The following is a 16,861-nucleotide window of genomic DNA, read 5'->3' as shown; positions in this document are numbered from 1 at the left end:
TCCTACGGTTTCACCGGGTCGCCGTTCCCGATGGCCAGCCACCACACTCCGTCGTCGCGGGTGAGGTCGAGTGTCTGGCGGCTTTCGCTTCCGTAGCGGAGTTCGACACTGGCCAGGCCCGGTGTGACGGGGTCCGCGACCACCGCCTGAACCGGACGGTCGGCCTCGGCGCCGAACTTGGAGATCAGCCCCCGCGCGGCTGCCTCCCGGCCCGTGTACCACGGAGCGCCGAGGTCAGCCAGGTCCTCGGCGTCACCGTCGCGTAGGCGCTGGACATAGACCTTGAGCACCAGCTCGGCCTCGCGCGCGACCTCTTCGGCCTCGGGATAGGTCGACGTGGCGGCCCGGACCGTCAGGTGCACCTCGGGGGTGTCCCGCAAGGCGTAGGGTTCCGCATCGCGTTTCGACCACCAGACCAGGGCGCCCACGACCACGCAGAGAGCGACGATTACGGCGATGAGCCACTGCGCTTTCGCAGTCCGGGGCATCAGTACCACTCCGGAATGACTCGGTGGATGTTCGCCCACGTTCCCCTCTGGCTGTTGACGTAGGTGTCGAGACGCTGGTACAGACGGTTGTTGTTGTGGGCGCTCACGTAGGCCTTGCCGTTCTTCATCTTGGTGACGACGCCCGCGTGGTCCCAGCCGCCCCTGCCACCCCAGTTGAAGAAGACCACGTCACCGACCTTGGCCTCCTTCTGCTTCGACTCGGTGTTCACGATGCCGGCGCTGTGCTTGGAGAGGAAGGTCTCCATCTTGTCGGCGACCGTCCACGTGTGGGACCACAGATAGTAGAACCCGCCCCCGGAGTGCGGTGGCGACGAGTGCTTCGTACGCCACCAGTTGTTGGTGCTCTTCCTGTCCTTGCTCACGCCCTTCATGCGCATGCCCCCGCCGTGATACAGCGCCTTGGAAACGAAGTTGGTGCAGTCCTGGCTGTATTCGTGCCGGGAGTTCCAGTGCTTCTTCGCCCACTCGGACGTGCCGCTGCGGCTGATGCTGCCGAAGGCTCCGAACTGCGCCGTTGCCATGCCGAGCGCGGCAGGGCTGTCGGGGACCTGTCGCGTGAGCGCGGTGGGCGAGACATCGCTCTCCACGCTGCCGTACGTCACGGTTCCCAAGGCGTCGTCCCCCTTGGACAGTCGCTGCTCGTACTGCTGCGCGTTGAGCTTGCCGCGCAGTACGGGCGTCTCCTGTCCGGAGAAATCTTCATGAGTACGTACAGCATGATGATCATGGCAGCGAAGCATGCGATGAATATCAGTGCGTCCTGCCCGTTCTCGACAGACGAGTATTTGCCGCTGGCAGTCAAACCGGTCTCGTTCATGCTGCACAGCAGGATCGACGAGTCCCGCATCCCGGACGAGGACACGTGGGGGCAGAAGATCCTGGCCTGCGGGGTGGGGAGCAGCGAACCGGGCTGCCGGATCAAGGAGACGGGACCGCTCGTACACGATCGAGACCGTGGGCGCGCCGCCTGCCGGCCACCCGTACCGCGTACTGTACGTGCAGTGGGCACCGGATCGTCCCGGCGCCGAGGAGACCTGGGCATCATGGCAACTACCCACTGGCTGGGCGACCCGCCCGCAGAGCACGACGCGCTGACCGCCTGGGCGTTGTCCCGGATTGCCGCGGCGGTCGCCGAGGACGCGCGGGTGGACGCGGTGGTCGAGATCGGGCATGAGGAGCGGGAGTTCGAGCCGGAGTTCGGGGGGCGGTTCGGCTCCGGGACGAGTGGCGGACGTGCCTCGCGGCGGTCCGGGGGATCGCGGACCTCCCGGCTGGACGTGGTCTCGCCCGCCCTGCTCCGCGAGGAGGACTCCGACGAGCCGTGGGCCGTCCTGTTCGACCCTGCCCGGCTGATCCGGGGGATCGGGGCGGTGACGCGGGCCGAGCGTGGTGAGGGGTACGTCGAACTCTTCCTGGTTCCGCACCCGTTGTTCGCCGACCCCGCCGACGCCTGGTTGCCGCCCGGTGCCCGGACTCTGAGCGTGCGGCTCGACCCGGTCACGGGTTTCCTGTCGTCCGCCACGCTCCACGACGACCGAGGCCCGCTGGCCACGGCCCGGGTCCATGAGGTGAGCGTCCGCGACGCGCGGTCGTCGGCTGCGGCGGGGCGGGTGGTGGCGCGGATGGCCAGGACCCTGGTCGAGCCCGTCCGGCTGACGGCCGACGTCGCCGTCGAGGCCGACCCGTTCGAGGACCTGGCCTTCACGGGCGAGCCGTCGGCCCGGTCCTGGACGGTCTCGGTCGGTGGGCGGGAATTGACGGTCACCGGGGACTACGCGCCGGACGCGACGAGCCCGCCTGCGGCCCGGCTGGCCGAACTGCTCGCGCCCGCCAGGATCGTGTCCCACCTGGCGCACGTCACGGCCGTCTCGGCGACCTCCGTACGGGCGGGTGTCCGTCCGCTGCGCACCTTTCCGCTCAGCGCCTGGGCTCCTGATGAGAGCCTGACGTGCGGCTTCACCGTCGACCCGGAGACAGGCGTCCTGACGCGGGCGGAGGCGACGGAGGAGGAGGGCGGCCGCGTGATCTTCCGTCACGTCGTCACCGCCCTCGGTGCGCGGCGCTCCGGCTGATCCGACGTGTCCCGTTGTCCCCGGCCGCGCGTAGTCCCAGCCGTACGCGGCCACGGCGGGGCGACGGCCGAAGGGGGAGTCGGGTGGCCGACGGCCGAGGGCGGCAGCCGGGCAGCCGACACCCGTGGGAGGCCGACGTTTCGGGTGACCGGGTGATCGCGGCGCGATTCACAGTAGGCGTGAGCCACCGGGTACGGGCACCCGATGGCCCTCACGAAGGGGCTGATGGCGCCCGGTCCGCGCGTCGCTGCGGGTGCGCGCGGACCGGGGCCGTATTGGGGGAGCCCCCGAGGGGCTCAGCGGGACGCGAGTTCGCGGGGCTCCAGGGCCGCCGTGTGGGCGTCCATCCGCTCGGCGGCCAGGATCGCCGCCGCCGTGTCGGCGCGGGACGCGGCGACGACCAGCGCCCGGCCCGCCAGGGCGTGCGCCCGCCGGTGCAGGGCCGCCGTGCCGCGATCGCGCCGGCCGCTCATCGGGGCGCGTGCCGGAGTGCGTCCGCCGCGCAGCCTGCCCACCTGCTCCGCGAGCCGTTCCGCCGCGGCGTCCAGGTCGGGCGAGCCCTCCAGTGCACGCAGCTCGTCCGTGACGGCGAGCAGCGCGGCCAGGTGGCCCGCGAGCTGAATGTCCAGCTCCTCCTCGCGGGAACGGTGCGGGAAGTCGGGGTCGGGGCCGTCCACCGTGCTGTGGACCGACTTGGTGCGGATCGGTTCGTACATGGGAGGGCCTCCTGAGTTCCAACAGGAAGCCATCCTAGCTTGGATTTCGTCTAAAGTTGATTCGTTCACAAAACAGGACTGCCTGCACACAAAGCGTGAGCAGGCAGTCAAGTGCCGTTCGTGCGCGGTCAGGGCTGGCTGTAGCCGTCCAGGAAGTGGCCGATCCGCCCCACCGCGTCGGTCAGGTCCCCGACCGTCGGCAGGGTCACCACCCGGAAGTGGTCCGGCTCCGGCCAGTTGAAGCCCGTGCCCTGGACGACCATGATCTTCTCGCGCCGGAGCAGGTCCAGGACCATGCGGCGGTCGTCCTTGATCTTGAAGACCTTGGGGTCCAGGCGCGGGAAGAGATACAGCGCGCCCTTGGGCTTCACGCAGGTCACGCCGGGGATCTGGGTCAGCAGCTCGTACGCCGTGTCCCGCTGCTCGCGCAGCCGTCCGCCCGGCAGCACCAGGTCGTTGATCGTCTGCCGTCCGCTGAGCGCCGCGACGACTCCGTGCTGCCCCGGCATGTTCGCGCACAGGCGCATGTTCGCCAGGATCGTCAGGCCCTCGATGTAGGAGTCGGCGTGGGCGCGCGGCCCGGAGATCGACATCCAGCCGACCCGGTAGCCGGCCACCCGGTAGGCCTTCGACATGCCGTTGAAGGTCAGGGTGAGCAGGTCCGGGGCGACGGAGGCGGTCGGGGTGTGCGTGGCGCCGTCGTACAGGATCTTGTCGTAGATCTCGTCGGAGCAGACGAGCAGGTTGTGCCGGCGGGCGATGTCGGTCAGGCCCTTGATCATCGCCTCGTCGTAGACGGCCCCGGTCGGGTTGTTGGGGTTGATGATCACGAGCGCCTTGGTGCGGTCGGTGACCTTGCGCTCGATGTCGGCGAGGTCCGGCATCCAGTCGGCCTGCTCGTCGCAGCGGTAGTGCACGGCGGTGCCACCGGACAGGGAGACGGCGGCGGTCCACAGCGGGTAGTCGGGCGCGGGGACGAGGACCTCGTCGCCGTCGTCCAGCAGGCCCTGCATCGCCATCACGATCAGCTCGGAGACGCCGTTGCCGATGAAGACGTGCTCGACGTCGGTCTCGATGCCGAGGGTCTGGTTGTGCATGACGACCGCCCGGCGTGCGGCCAGCAGGCCCTTGGCGTCGCCGTAGCCGTGCGCCGACGACACGTTCCGGAGGATGTCCTCCAGGATCTCCGGCGGGCACTCGAAGCCGAACGCGGCCGGGTTGCCGGTGTTCAGCTTGAGGATCCGATGACCGGCAGCTTCCAGTCGCATCGCCTCCTCGAGTACCGGGCCCCGGATCTCGTAACAGACGTTGGCGAGCTTGGTCGACTGGATCACCTGCATGTCTGGGAGCTTACGGCCCGGTAATGCCTCCCGGGTCGTGTTTTCCGCCACGTGAGACGCGGGGATTTGGGGCGATATCGCCATACGCTGTCCCACCAGCCCCTTCGGTCTCTAGAATTCCCCGCCATGTCCAAGCCATTCGATTACGCCGACGGAGCGACGGGCGGCGAGCCCCAGGGCCCGCCGCCCGTGTACCTGCCGCAGGGGGCCGCTCCTCCGGTGTACGACGCCTACGCGGACCCGGCGGCGGCGCACGGATGGCAGGACCCGTACGACCCGGCGGGCCCGGCGCCCGCCGAAGGCGGTGCGGACCGTGCCCACAGCGGCCCCGGGTATCCCGGCGACACCGCAGGCCCCTCGCATCCCGGTCGCTCGGGCGGTCTCGGGGAGACCCGTGAGATGCCGGTGGTGCCGGGGGCGGGGCCGGCGCCGGCGCCGGGTGGCCGGGCCGGGGGCGGGCGCCGGGCTCGGCGCAAGCCCCCTGTCTCGCGGTCGCGTCGCCTGGCGGTCGCGGCCGGTGCCGTGGGTGCCGTGTCCGCGGCCGTGCTCATCGCCGGATTCTCCTTCTCGGGCGCGCCCTCCGGTGGGACACGCGGCGGCGAGAGCGGCCGCACGGATCCGGCGACGGGGGGCTCCCCGGCGGCGTCGCCCGCGGGCAGCGGTCCGGCGGCGAGCCCGGACGCCCCGCTCGCGGATCGCCCGGGGGCCTCTGACGGCCCGTCCGGGGCCGCGTCCCCGAGTCCGACCCCCGCGGAGAGCCGGACCAGTTCCGCGTCGCCGTCCGCCACGGAAGGCACGCGCCCCCCGGCCGACGGCCCCACGACCACCGCCCCAGCCGACTCCGGCCCCACCACCACGGCTGCGGCGCCCGGCAGGCCGGACGGAAAGCCCGGGCACGGGCCCGGCGGCACCAAGGGCCCCAAGTGAGCCGCCGGTAAGGGTGGTTGAGTAAGGTCGTTCCGGAACTCGAAGTTCCGGTTGTGGAACAGGTTCTTGTGCCGCCCCCTTGCGACGATCACAATGTGCATGACAATCATGCAGGCGGCCGGAGGATTTCCGGCCGCCTCGTCGCAAGAGGGGACCCCCCATGAGAAAACCTCTCGCCGCCGCGATCTGCGCCCTGGCGATGGCCGGGGCCGGCGCGGCCCCCGCGACCGCTGCCGATGCCGCCCCCACGGGCGTCGGCAAGGCCGTGGACACGGGCCAGGTCATGTCCGCCGTGTCGGGCGTGGCCGGTTCCGTGGAGCAGACGCTGTCCGGGCTCCGCGGCCCCCAGGCCAAGGCCGTGAACTTCGCCGGCACCGTCGCGCTCAGCAACTGCTCCGGCTCGGTCGTCCGCATGCCGGACTCCGAGGCCGACGATCCGGCGCTCGTGATGACCAACGGCCACTGCCTGGAGTCCGGCTTCCCCGGCCCCGGCCAGGTCCTCGTCGACAAGGCCTCCAGCCGCACCTTCGGCCTGCTCAACGCGTCCGGCTCGCGCGTCGCCACCCTGCGCGCCGCCAAGCTCGCCTACGGCACGATGACCGACACGGACGTCGCGCTGTACCAGCTCACCACCACGTACGCGCAGATCAAGAGCTCGTACAACATCAACCCGCTGACGCTGAACGACAGTCACCCGGTGGCCGGCACCGCCATCAGCATCCCCTCCGGCTACTGGAAGCGGATCTACAGCTGCTCCATCGACGGGTTCGCGTACCGCCTGAAGGAGGGCGACTGGACCTGGAAGGACTCGGTCCGCTACACCTCCGCCTGCAACACCATCGGCGGCACGTCCGGCTCACCCGTCGTCGACCAGGCCACCAACAAGGTCGTCGCCATCAACAACACCGGCAACGAGGACGGTGAGCGCTGCACGGTGAACAACCCGTGCGAGGTCGACGAGAACGGCACCGTGACCGTCCGCAAGGGCATCAACTACGCCCAGGAGACCTACGGGATCCCGGCCTGCTTCGGGATCGACAACAAGCTCGACCTGAGCGCGAGCGGCTGCACCCTGCCCAAGCCGTAAGGCAGGGTGCCGGCCGGGCGGTCACGCGGGAGGAGTCCTGCGGACCGCCCGGCCCGCCAGCACGTCCGTGCGCCGGCCGTCCTCGATCACGAACCGGCCGTCGACCAGGACGTACGGGATGCCCGTCGGGAGCGCGCGCGGCTCGGCGAACGTGGAGCCCGCAGCGACCGTCGCCGGGTCGAACAGCACCAGGTCGGCCTTGTAGCCCTCACGGACCAGACCCCGGTCGGGCAGCCGGAGCCGCGCCGCCGGGCGGGACGTGAGGTGCGCGACGCATTCCTCCAGCGACAGCACCCCCAACTCCCGGACGTAGTGCCCGAGATAGTGCGGAAACGTGCCGTAGGCGCGCGGGTGCGGCTTGGCGCCCTGGAGGATGCCGTCCGAGCCGCCGGTGTGCACCCGGTGGCGCATGATCGCCCGGACGTTCTCCTCGTGCCCGACGTGCTGCAGGATCGTCGGGGCCAGCCGGTCGGCCAGCAGCAGTCCCCGCGCGGTCACCCAGGGCGCCTCACGCCGCCGGTCCGCCGACTCCTGGACCGTCCGGCCGACGAAATCGGCCAGGGCCGGATCGCCCACGCCCGAGATCTCGATCGTGTCCCACTCGACGGGCACGCCGTGGCAGCCGTCCGAGCCGGTGACCTCCAGGTGGTGCCGGATGCGCTCCGCCGTCTCCTCGTCCGCCAGCCGCTTCAGCGTCGCCTCCGGGCCGCCCTCGCTCGCCCAGCTCGGCAGCACGGCCGCCAGCGTCGTACAGCCCGGGGTGTACGGGTAGGTGTCGAGGCTGATGTCGGACCCGGCCGCGAGCGCCTCGTCCAGCAGGGCCAGCAGCTCCGGGGCCCTGCCCTTGTTCACGCCGAAGTTCATGGTGGCGTGGGCGAGATGCAGGGAGCAGCCCGCCTCCCGGGTCAGCGCGACCATCTCCTCGTACGCCTGGAGGGCCCCGGCCCCGTAGGACCGGTGGTGCGGGCAGTAGTAGCCGCCGTACGACGCCACCACCCGGCACAGCTCGGTCAGTTCGGCGCCCCGCGCGTACATGCCCGGTGTGTACGTCAGCCCCGAGGACATGCCGACGGCGCCCTGCTCCATGCCCTCGGCGACCAGCCGGCGCATCCGGTCCAGCTCGTCCGGGGTCGCCTCGCGGTCCTCCCAGCCGACCGCGAGCGCCCGGACCGTGCCCTGCGGGATCAGGTACGCCGCGTTCACGGCGATCCCGCCATCCAGCCGGTCGAGGTACTCGCCGACCGTGCGCCAGTCGAAGTCGATGTCGTCACCCGGGCCGTTCCACCCGGCGATCGCCCGTCGCACCTCGCCGAGCGTGCGGTCGTCGACCGGCGCGTACGACAGCCCGTCCTGGCCGATGACCTCCAGGGTGACGCCCTGCGCGGCCTTGGCGCTGTGGTCGGGGTCGCGCAGCAGCGCCAGGTCGCTGTGGGCGTGCATGTCGACGAAGCCGGGGGACAGGGCAAGGCCCTCGGCGTCCAGCTCGCGGCGGGCCTTCGGCCGCTGGCAGCCGGCCGCCGCGGCCTCCTTGACGATGCCGACGATCCGGCCGCCGTCGACCACGACATCGGCCCGGTAGGCGTCCGCGCCGGAACCGTCGACGACGTCGGCGTCCCGGATGACGAGCTCTTCCATCACCCGGTCTCCTAGAAGAACGTGCGGACGTAGTCGACGACCGTGCCGTCCGCCTCCGCGACGGGGATCAGCTGCCACTTGTCGAACGAGGTGCACGGGTGGGACAGCCCGAGCCCGACCCAGTCGCCGACCTCCAGATCCGCCTCCGGAGTGGTGGCGAGCCAGGCGTGCTGGTCGGACAGGGCCGTCACCGACACGCCGGTGGCCGGGCGCTCGGTGCCGTCCCGGCGGATCACCTGGGCGAAGGGCAGGTCGAGGTCGTGGGCCGCGTCCCGCTTGCCCGCGTTGACGAAGGCCTGCTCGGCGGAGGGCCGCGACACGACCTGCGTCCACAGGCGGAACGCCGGCTCCAGGGCGCCCTCCTCGGGGACCCGGTTGAACGGGGTGAGCTTGCGGTAGTGGCCGTCGTCGTGCGAGACGTAGGCGCCCGAGCGCAGCAACTTCAGGACGGGCAGGGACAGTTCGGGGATCTCCGCGAAGACCTCGGCGACCGCGTCGAACCAGGCGCTGCCGCCCGCGCTGACCACGATCTCGTCCAGCCCGGTGAAGCGCCCGGCCTTGTCGAAGTCGGCGGCGAGCGCCACCAGCCGCCGCAGCCACGCCGTCACCCGCTCGGTGTCGGCCTTCGGCACCTCGCCCTCGTAACCCGCGACACCGACGAGCCGCAGGGTCCGGGCGCCCGCCACGGCGTCCGCGATCGCCGCGCACTCGGCCTCCGTGCGGACACCGGTCCGCGCGCCCTCGCCCGCGGCGAGCTCGACGACGACGTCCACGGGGCGCGCGGCACCGGCGTCCCGCAGCGCGGCGTCCATCAGCTCGACGCCGCGCACGGAGTCGACGTAACAGACCAGTTCGAAGTCCGGGTCGGCGTCCAGCTCGGCCGCGATCCACCGCAGGGCCGCCGCGTCGACCAGCTCGTTAGCCAGGAACACCCGCTTGGTCCCGAACGCCCGCGCCACCCGCACCTGGTGCGGCACGGCCAGGGTGATGCCCCACGCCCCGTGCTCGACCTGCCGCTGGAACAGCTGCGGCGCCATCGAGGTCTTGCCGTGCGGCGCGAAGGCCAGGCCGTGGCGTGCCGCGTAGGTCTCCATGAGCTCCAGGTTGTGCTGGAGGCGCTCGGCGGACAGCGCGAGCACGGGCGTGGCGAAGCCGCCGGTGAACAGGTTGCGGCGCTGGCCGGCCAGCTCGGCGACGGTCAGCCCGTCGGCGTCCGGCGGGAGGCCCTTGAAGCGGTGGTCGACGCGCTCGGCGGCGAGCCGGGCGAGGGACTGAGCGGTGTCAGCCGTCATGGAGCCTCCCTGATCTGCGGCGTTGCAGTATCTGCAACCTTCATTGCGTATGTCGCTGAACGCTGTCTAACATCTCGGCCACCCCCGGTCAATGGAACCGCCGCCCACCGACCTCGCAGAGGAGCTACGAGCATCGTGACCCCCACCGGACCCTGTGACGCCCCCGACGTCGTGGACGTCGTCGCGCTCGGCGAGTCCATGGTCACGTTCCTGCCGTCCCGGCCGGGACGCCTCGCCGACGTGCCGTCCTTCGAGCGGGGCATCGGCGGGGCGGAGTCGAACGTGGCGTGCGTGCTGGCCGCCGCCGGGCACTCCGCGCGGTGGATCAGCAGGGTGGGGGACGACGCCTTCGGCGATCACCTGGTCGAGACGATCGGCGCCTACGGGGTCGACGTGGCCCACGTCCGGCGCGACCCCGGCCGCCCCACCGGCATCTACTTCCGCACCGCCGGGGACCGGGCCGGCGACGGCCACGAGGTGGCCTACTACCGGACCGGTTCGGCGGCCTCCGCGATGAGCGCGACCGACCCCGACCCGGCCGCGGTGCGCGCCGGGCGCGTGCTGCACCTGTCCGGCATCACCGCGGCGCTGTCCGGGACGTGCCTCGACCTGATGCGCGACCTGACCGCCCGCCGCCCCGGCCGCCCCCTGGTCTCCTTCGACGTCAACCACCGCCCCGGCCTGTGGCGCGACCCGGACGCCCCGGCGGTCCTGCGCGACCTCGCCCGGGGCGCGGACCTGGTCTTCGTCGGACAGGACGAGGCCTGGGGGCTGCACAGCGCCGAAGCCGTCCGCGCCGCACTGCCCGAACCCGAGGTTCTGGTCGTCAAGCAGGGCGCCGCCGGCGCCACCGTCTTCGACCGGCGGGACGTCACCTTCGTGCCCGCACCCCGGGTCGACGTCGTCGCCGCCGTCGGTGCGGGAGACGCCTTCGCCGCCGGGTTCCTCTCCGCCACCCTGCGCGGACTGCCCGTGCGGGACCGGCTGCGGCACGGGCACCTGATGGCCGCCGCCGCGCTCACCGTGCCCGGCGACCTCGCCACCCCGCCCGCACGGGAGCACGCCGACCGGCTCGCCGCCCTGGACGACGCGGCATGGGGGAGACTGCGACTCGGCCCGGGCTGGACCGAGGAGCCCCAGCGGGCCGACGAGGAGGTACGAACGCCATGAGCCAGACCGTCGACCGCGCGCTGAGCATCCTGCCGCTGCTCGCCGAGGGCCCCGCCGACCTGGGGCAGGTCGCCGACCGCCTCGGCGTCCACAAGTCCACGGCCCTGCGGCTGCTGCGCACCCTGCACGAGCACGGGCTCGTCTACCGCCAGTCCGACCAGCGCTACCGCCTCGGCGCCCGGCTCTTCGCCCTCGCCCAGGAGGCGATGGAGAACCTCGACGTCCGCGAGATCGCCCACCCCCACCTGGTCCGTCTCAACGAGAGCTGCGGACACACCGTGCACCTCGCCGTGTACGAGGAGAACGAGGTCCTCTACATCGACAAGGTCGAGAGCCGCTACCCGGTGCGGATGTACTCCCGGATCGGCAAGCCCGTCGCCCTCACCGTCGCCGCGGTCGCGAAGCTGCTGCTGGCCGACCTGCCCGAGCACGAGCGGCGCGGGATCGCGGAGAAGCTCGACTACCCCACGTACACGTCCCGTTCGACACCCAACGCCGGCGCTTTCCTGCGGGAGCTGGAGAAGGTGCGCGAACAGGGCTGGGCCACCGACCTCGGCGGCCACGAGGAGTCCATCAACTGCGTCGCGGCGCCCATCCGAGGCGCCGACGGCCGGGTCGTCGCCGCGATGTCGGTCTCCGCGCCGAACGTCGTCGTCACCGCCGACGAACTCCTCACCCTCCTGCCGCTGGTGCGCCGTACGGCGGACGCCATCAGCGGGGAGTACTCCGGCAGGACACCAGTGAAGGGCACCGTATGACGGACAAGATCGCACTCACCCCCAAGACCCACACCACCCCGCCGGCGAAGTTCTCCCACGGGGTGAGGAAGGGCAACATCCTCCAGGTCGCCGGACAGGTCGGTTTCCTGCCCGCCGAGGAGGGCAAGGCGCCCACGCCCGCCGGGCCGACCCTGCGCGAACAGACCCTCCAGACCCTGGCCAACGTCAAGGCGATCCTGGAGGAGGGCGGCGCCTCCTGGGACGACGTGATGATGATCCGCGTCTACCTCACCGACGTCGACCACTTCGCCGAGATGAACGCGATCTACAACGCGTACTTCGAGGAGCAGGGCCTGACCCAGCCGCCCGCCGCACGCACGACCGTCTACGTCGGACTGCCCGCGGGTCTCCTCGTCGAGATCGACGCCCTGGCCGTCCTCGGCTGACCCACCCCCACCCCCGCCTTACCGAGGCGCGGCGCCACGATGCGCCGCGCCGCGCTCCCCCCTACCCCGAAACCGCATGCCTTTACGCAGAGGACCCCCGAATGTCCCATCCGCTCGCCGCGTCCGCCCCTGCCGAGACCCCACCCCACACGGGAGGACTGCTCCTCCTCGTCGACGGTACGGCCGGACTCCTGCTCACCGCCGCGCTCGGCATCGTGCTGCTGCTGTTCCTCATCATCAGGATGAGACTCCAGCCGTTCGTCGCCCTGCTCGCGGTCTCCATAGCCGTCGGCCTCGCCGCCGGCCTGTCGGTCACCGAACTCTTCGGCACGGTGCAGAAGTCGGACGCCGTCTCCACCATCGAGTCCGGCATGGGCGGCATCCTCGGCCATGTCGCGATCATCATCGGCCTGGGCACCATGCTCGGCGCGATCCTCGAAGTCAGCGGCGGCGCCGAGGTATTGGCGAGGCGCCTGCTCGGCCTGTTCGGCGAGAAGCGCGCCCCGCTCGCCATGGGCCTCACGGGCCTGATCTTCGGCATCCCCGTCTTCTTCGACGTCGGCATCTTCGTCCTGGCCCCGATCGTCTACGCCGCCGCCAAACGCCCCCAAGGGCCTCCGGCAAGCTCCGGTCCAGGGGGGACCCCCACCGGCAAGTCGATCCTGCTCTACTGCCTGCCGCTGCTCGCGGGCCTGTCCGTGACGCACGCCTTCCTGCCGCCGCACCCCGGCCCGGTCGCCGCCGCCGGTCTCCTGCACGTCGACCTCGGCTGGGTCATCCTCATGGGCATCGTCTGCGGTCTGCCCGCCGTGGTGGCCGCCTGGGGCTACTCGGCGTGGATCGGCCGCCGCATCTTCGTCCCCGTGCCGCAGGACATGGTCGAGGCGGCCGAGGAGGCCAGGCAGGCCGTCGTCGACGAGCAGCGCGCCGCCGGGGTCGCGCCCAGCGAGCAGCCGGTGTCCCTCGGCACGGTGCTCGGCATCATCGGCACCCCGCTGGTCCTCATCCTCGCCGCGACCTTCTCCTCGATCGCCCTGGACCCCTCCACGCTCCGCTCGGTGATCGAGTTCTTCGGCAACCCGTTCGTCGCGCTGACGATCGCCCTGTTCCTCGCCTACTACCTGCTCGGCATCCGTCGTGGCTGGTCCCGCAAGTCCCTGGAGACGGTGTCGACGGCGTCCCTCAAGCCGGTCGGCAACATCCTTCTGGTGGTCGGTGCGGGCGGCATCTTCGGCGCGGTCCTCAAGGCCAGCGGCGTCGCCCAGGCCCTCTCGGACACGTTCCACGACGTGGGCCTGCCGGTGCTGGTCCTGTCGTACCTGATCTCCGTGGTCCTGCGCGTGGCCCAGGGCTCGGCGACGGTGGCGATCGTGACGACGGCGGGCATCGTGGCCCCGCTCCTGTCCGAGGGGAACCACTCCCAGGCCTTCGTCGCCCTGGTCATCATGGCCATCTCCGCCGGATCCATCTTCGCCTCACACGTGAACGACGGAGGCTTCTGGATGGTCGCGAAGTACTTCGGCATCAGCGAGCGGGACACCCTCAAGACCTGGACGGTGCTGGAGAGTGTGCTGTCGGTGGCGGGGTTCGCGGTGGCGGCGGTACTGAGCCTGTTCGTGTAGGCGTCTGATAACGAAGTCGGGGCCGACTGTGTGCCGCACAGGTTTCTCGACCATACTTCTGCGCTGTGGAGCAGCGCATAGGTTCGAGCAGCCAGCCCCTGGAAGGCGCCGGATTCGACCCGGCTTTCATCCCCGGGCTCACCTCACCCGCGTCCGAACGGACAAAGGAGGACGGGCCGGAGAAGGAGCCTGAGGCCGCCGAGGCCGAGGACGCCGAGGAGGCCGCCCCCGAGCAGGAGGTGTCCCCCTCCGGCCCGGAGGAGGACACCGAGCCGGAGGAGGGCGCCCCGGCCGACGGCCCCGTCTTCGAGGCGTCCGACCGCCGCGCCCGGCTGGTCGCCGACCACAGAGGCGTACGCATGTCCCTGGACGACCAGGAGTGCGAGTTCCGCTGGGACGAGATCGGCGCGGTGGAGACGGAGACGGCCCGCTTCGGCAAGCGGTACACCGTCACCGTCCACACCCCCGACCGGCGCTGGTACCCGATCGAGATCGAGGCGCCGGCCAGGAGCCACTTCAAGGAGTGGGACGACCGGTTGGACGCGGTTCTGGACGCCTACTTCGAGACAGAGACCGAGACAGAGACCGAGGCAGAGACAGGGGCGGACGCGGACTAACCGCAGTACTGGCTCTCCTTGCCGATCGACCGGTACATGCAGTCCGCGTTCTCCAGCAGTTGCAGCACCGCATCGCGGTTACGGGAGGTCTCCCGCTCGATCACCTCGTCGGGCGGGTAGAACCCACCCCCGCCGGACCGGGGGTACATCTCGAAGGTGTACGCGAAGATCTTGTGCGTGCCCCAGAGGTAGTCGTCGATCGACCCGTCCGTGATGTACAGGTCGCTGGACTGCTCCGCCGTGTACCCGTTGCTCGCGGCCATCTTCCGCCCGACCGCCTTGAACGCCGCGTTGTCGTCCGCGGTCATGCCGGTCGTCGTGTCGGAGTACGTGTAGCCGAACGGCCACAGCACCAGCTCGCTGTAGGTGTGGAAGTCGACACCCGCCTTGATCTGCTGCGTCCCGCCGACGACCCGGCTGCGCACGAAGTCGGAGACGACCTTCACCTCGGGCGCCGACTCCGCGGCCGACCCCCGGTACGTCTCCGAGGACGTCGACCCGGAGGAGCCGCCGCAGCAGCCCCAGCGGTAGTTCCAGTTGCGGTTCAGGTCCGTGCCGACGTACGACGAACCGGAGTTGGGCTGCCGGTTCTTGCGCCAGGAACGGTAGGAGCCGGTGGCGATGTCGTACTCGCCGCCGTCCGGGTTGATGTCCGGGACGATCCAGATCTCGCGGTTGTTCACCATGCCGGTCACGCGTGAGTCGGAGCCGTAGCCGGAGGTCAGCTCGCGCAGCAGGTAGAGCGCCATCTCGACGGTCAGGTGCTCGCGGGCGTGCTGATGGTGCGTGAACAGCACCTCCGGCTCGGGCTCGTCGGTGCCCACGTTGTCGCTGATCTTGACGGCGACGATGTTCCGTCCTTGGTAGGACTTGCCGATCACGCGCTGGCTCGCGATGGACGGGTTGGCCGAGACGATCGAGTTGATCTCGCTCGTCATCTCCGCGTAGTTGTGGTACTTCGAGTCCGCCGACGGGAAGTCGAGGAGCCGGACGTCGTCCTCGCCGGCGGACCGGTCGGGCACCGCGCCGAGCGGGGTGACCTCGTAGCCCTGCGTGCGCAGCCTCCTGATCTGGTCGGTGCGGCCGGAGACCACGACGCCGTGTCCGTGGACCTCGTCCACGCTCACGCCTGCGCGCTGAAGTGCCGTACGGTCCGCAGCCGTCGAGCGCAGGTGGATCTCGTACTGCCGGACGTCGTCGGCCGAGGCGGCCGGCTTGCGGGCGCTGTCGGCGGCGGCGTCGTCCGTGGTCGCGGACAGGGGGGCCGCGAGGGCGAGGGCGAGGAGCCCTGCGAGGGCGGTGGTGCGTCTGCCGGTGCGGGCACCGGGGCCTCGTGTGCGAAGTCGCATGAAATCTCCTTGTGGGAGGTGGGGTTGTTCCGTGCGACGTACGTGTGCGGGTGGCGCATATCGTTCTGCTGATGGCATGAGCAGGTCAAGACTGAAAGCAGCCGCGCAGTGTACGCGCGTGGTGTCGCGGTCGAGGTGTCACAGCCGAAGTGCACCCGCAGGTGTGGCCCCGGCGTGCATATATGTACGCGACTCCGACACAGTGAGGGCCGCGCACACGGAGCCGGAGTGTCCGGATCCCCGGACTCACACCCTTTCAGAGGACTGGCTGATCATGGACGGATCAGCGCCACGACAGGACCACCACCTGCCGGCCGAGACGACCAGCTTCGTCGACCGGCGTGGCGAACTGACCCAGGGCCGCGAACTGCTCGCCCGCGCACGCCTGGTGACGCTGACCGGGCCGGGCGGCGTCGGCAAGACCCGGCTCGCCGCGCGCATCGCGGCCCGGGTGCGGCGCGCCTTCCCCGACGGCGTGCGCTACGTGCACCTGTCCGGACTGCACGACCCGGCCCTCGTCCCGCTCGCCGCCGCCGACGCGCTCGGACTCCACGACCGCTCCGCCCAGCCGCCCCTCGAAGCCCTCGTCGAGCAGGTACGGGACCGGCGGCTGCTCCTCGTCGTCGACAACTGCGAGCACCTGGCGGACGCGTGCGCCCGGCTCGCCGCCGCCCTGCTGCACGGCACCGAGGGCGTCCGGATCCTCGCCACCAGCCGCCACCGGCTCGGCCTCACCGAGGAGCACCTGCTGGAGGTACGGCCGCTGCCGGTGCCCGACCCGGACGGCGACCTGTCCGCCGCCGAGGGCTACCCGGCCCTCACCCTCTTCGCCGACCGGGCCGCCGCCGTCGTGCCCGGCTTCCGCCTCACTCCGGCCAACCGCGCCTCCGTCGCCCGGCTGTGCCACCGCCTGGACGGCCTGCCCCTGGCCATCGAACTCGCCGCCGTCCGCATGCGGGTCCTCGACGTCGACCAGCTCCTGGACCGTCTCGACGACCGCTACCGGTTCCTCACCACCGGCAGCCCCGCGGCCCTGCCCCGCCACCAGACCCTGCGCGCGGCCGTCGCCTGGAGCCACGACCTGTGCACCCTCCCCGAGCAGACGGTGTGGGCCCGGTTGTCGGTCCTGGCGGGCAGCTTCGACCTGGAGACGGCGGAGGCGGTCTGCGCGGACGACACCCCGGAGAGCGACACCGGGCCCGCGACGGACACGGAGCGGCGACTCCCGCACACGACCCTGCCCACCCTGCCGACCCCTCACACGGACGTTCCTGCCGCGTATCCCCGGCCTGCCGCAGCATCTCCCGGGGCGGTGGACGTTCCTGCCGCATACCCTCGGCCTGCCGCAGCAGCCGCCGGG

Annotated in this window: 16 protein-coding genes; 9 read left to right on the top strand and 7 right to left on the bottom strand. The window is 71.4% G+C overall.

Annotation, left to right across the window (positions count from 1 at the left end; translation table 11 throughout):
• Positions 1 to 2: 2 nt before the first annotated feature.
• Both AB0937_RS15755 and AB0937_RS15750 read right to left on the bottom strand, forming a co-directional pair.
• The gene (locus AB0937_RS15755; RefSeq protein ID WP_366712159.1) at positions 3 to 488 is read right to left on the bottom strand and encodes a hypothetical protein; all 486 of its coding nucleotides are present in this window, start codon (positions 486 to 488) and stop codon (positions 3 to 5) included.
• Positions 488 to 1,249: an amidase domain-containing protein gene (locus tag AB0937_RS15750; protein ID WP_366712157.1), complete on the bottom strand. Its 762-nt coding sequence runs from the start codon at positions 1,247 to 1,249 to the stop codon at positions 488 to 490. Before AB0937_RS15750 ends, AB0937_RS15755 begins: the two co-directional genes overlap by 1 nt.
• A gap of 303 nt (positions 1,250 to 1,552) precedes the next feature.
• Here AB0937_RS15750 and AB0937_RS15745 point away from each other — a divergent pair, with 303 nt between their 5' ends.
• Positions 1,553 to 2,581: a hypothetical protein gene (locus tag AB0937_RS15745; protein ID WP_366712156.1), complete on the top strand. Its 1,029-nt coding sequence runs from the start codon at positions 1,553 to 1,555 to the stop codon at positions 2,579 to 2,581.
• A 296-nt stretch (positions 2,582 to 2,877) separates the two neighbouring features.
• Here the strand turns inward: AB0937_RS15745 and AB0937_RS15740 are convergent, their stop codons facing one another.
• Entirely contained in the window at positions 2,878 to 3,297 is a 420-nt protein-coding gene (locus AB0937_RS15740; protein ID WP_366712154.1) for a hypothetical protein, read from the bottom strand.
• A 128-nt stretch (positions 3,298 to 3,425) separates the two neighbouring features.
• Positions 3,426 to 4,637 (bottom strand): pyridoxal phosphate-dependent aminotransferase, encoded by a 1,212-nt coding sequence (locus AB0937_RS15735; protein ID WP_366712153.1) that lies wholly within the window; start codon positions 4,635 to 4,637, stop codon positions 3,426 to 3,428.
• A 126-nt stretch (positions 4,638 to 4,763) separates the two neighbouring features.
• On the opposite strand from AB0937_RS15735, the gene AB0937_RS15730 reads away from it, so the two are divergent.
• Together AB0937_RS15730 and AB0937_RS15725 are read left to right on the top strand one after the other, a co-directional pair.
• Positions 4,764 to 5,564: a hypothetical protein gene (locus tag AB0937_RS15730; protein WP_366712152.1), complete on the top strand. Its 801-nt coding sequence runs from the start codon at positions 4,764 to 4,766 to the stop codon at positions 5,562 to 5,564.
• Between the two features lie 160 nt (positions 5,565 to 5,724).
• Positions 5,725 to 6,651 carry a serine protease gene (locus tag AB0937_RS15725; protein WP_366712151.1) on the top strand — a complete coding sequence of 309 codons (927 nt, stop codon included), beginning with the start codon at positions 5,725 to 5,727 and terminating at the stop codon, positions 6,649 to 6,651.
• Between the two features lie 21 nt (positions 6,652 to 6,672).
• On the opposite strand, the gene AB0937_RS15720 is transcribed toward AB0937_RS15725, so the two are convergent.
• The gene (locus AB0937_RS15720) at positions 6,673 to 8,286 is read right to left on the bottom strand and encodes a D-aminoacylase (protein ID WP_366712150.1); all 1,614 of its coding nucleotides are present in this window, start codon (positions 8,284 to 8,286) and stop codon (positions 6,673 to 6,675) included.
• An 11-nt stretch (positions 8,287 to 8,297) separates the two neighbouring features.
• Entirely contained in the window at positions 8,298 to 9,578 is a 1,281-nt protein-coding gene (locus tag AB0937_RS15715) for an amino acid deaminase (protein ID WP_366712149.1), read from the bottom strand.
• 135 nt (positions 9,579 to 9,713) lie between these two features.
• On the opposite strand from AB0937_RS15715, the gene AB0937_RS15710 reads away from it, so the two are divergent.
• The 5 genes from AB0937_RS15710 (at position 9,714) to AB0937_RS15690 (ending at position 14,152) form a co-directional block, all read left to right on the top strand.
• Positions 9,714 to 10,748, top strand: coding sequence for a sugar kinase (locus AB0937_RS15710; protein ID WP_366712148.1), 1,035 nt, complete (start codon positions 9,714 to 9,716; stop codon positions 10,746 to 10,748).
• Entirely contained in the window at positions 10,745 to 11,506 is a 762-nt protein-coding gene (locus AB0937_RS15705) for an IclR family transcriptional regulator (protein WP_366712147.1), read from the top strand. Before AB0937_RS15710 ends, AB0937_RS15705 begins: the two co-directional genes overlap by 4 nt.
• Positions 11,503 to 11,913 carry a RidA family protein gene (locus tag AB0937_RS15700; protein WP_366712145.1) on the top strand — a complete coding sequence of 137 codons (411 nt, stop codon included), beginning with the start codon at positions 11,503 to 11,505 and terminating at the stop codon, positions 11,911 to 11,913. Before AB0937_RS15705 ends, AB0937_RS15700 begins: the two co-directional genes overlap by 4 nt.
• A gap of 101 nt (positions 11,914 to 12,014) precedes the next feature.
• Positions 12,015 to 13,535 (top strand): gluconate:H+ symporter, encoded by a 1,521-nt coding sequence (locus AB0937_RS15695; RefSeq protein WP_366712143.1) that lies wholly within the window; start codon positions 12,015 to 12,017, stop codon positions 13,533 to 13,535.
• A gap of 65 nt (positions 13,536 to 13,600) precedes the next feature.
• Positions 13,601 to 14,152 (top strand): hypothetical protein, encoded by a 552-nt coding sequence (locus AB0937_RS15690; RefSeq protein ID WP_366712142.1) that lies wholly within the window; start codon positions 13,601 to 13,603, stop codon positions 14,150 to 14,152.
• Here the strand turns inward: AB0937_RS15690 and AB0937_RS15685 are convergent.
• Positions 14,149 to 15,501: a M14 family metallopeptidase gene (locus tag AB0937_RS15685; RefSeq protein ID WP_366712141.1), complete on the bottom strand. Its 1,353-nt coding sequence runs from the start codon at positions 15,499 to 15,501 to the stop codon at positions 14,149 to 14,151. The genes AB0937_RS15690 and AB0937_RS15685 overlap by 4 nt on opposite strands.
• Positions 15,502 to 15,775: 274 nt before the next feature.
• Between AB0937_RS15685 and AB0937_RS15680 the strand changes: the two genes are divergently transcribed.
• Positions 15,776 to 16,861: AAA family ATPase (locus AB0937_RS15680; RefSeq protein ID WP_366712140.1), on the top strand; the 1,086-nt coding region annotated here is incomplete at its 3' end.

The organism is Streptomyces sp. NPDC047880, from assembly GCF_040706515.1.
In the GTDB taxonomy this organism is placed as follows: Bacteria; Actinomycetota; Actinomycetes; order Streptomycetales; family Streptomycetaceae; genus Streptomyces.
This window is presented reverse-complemented; position numbering and strand designations above follow the sequence as displayed.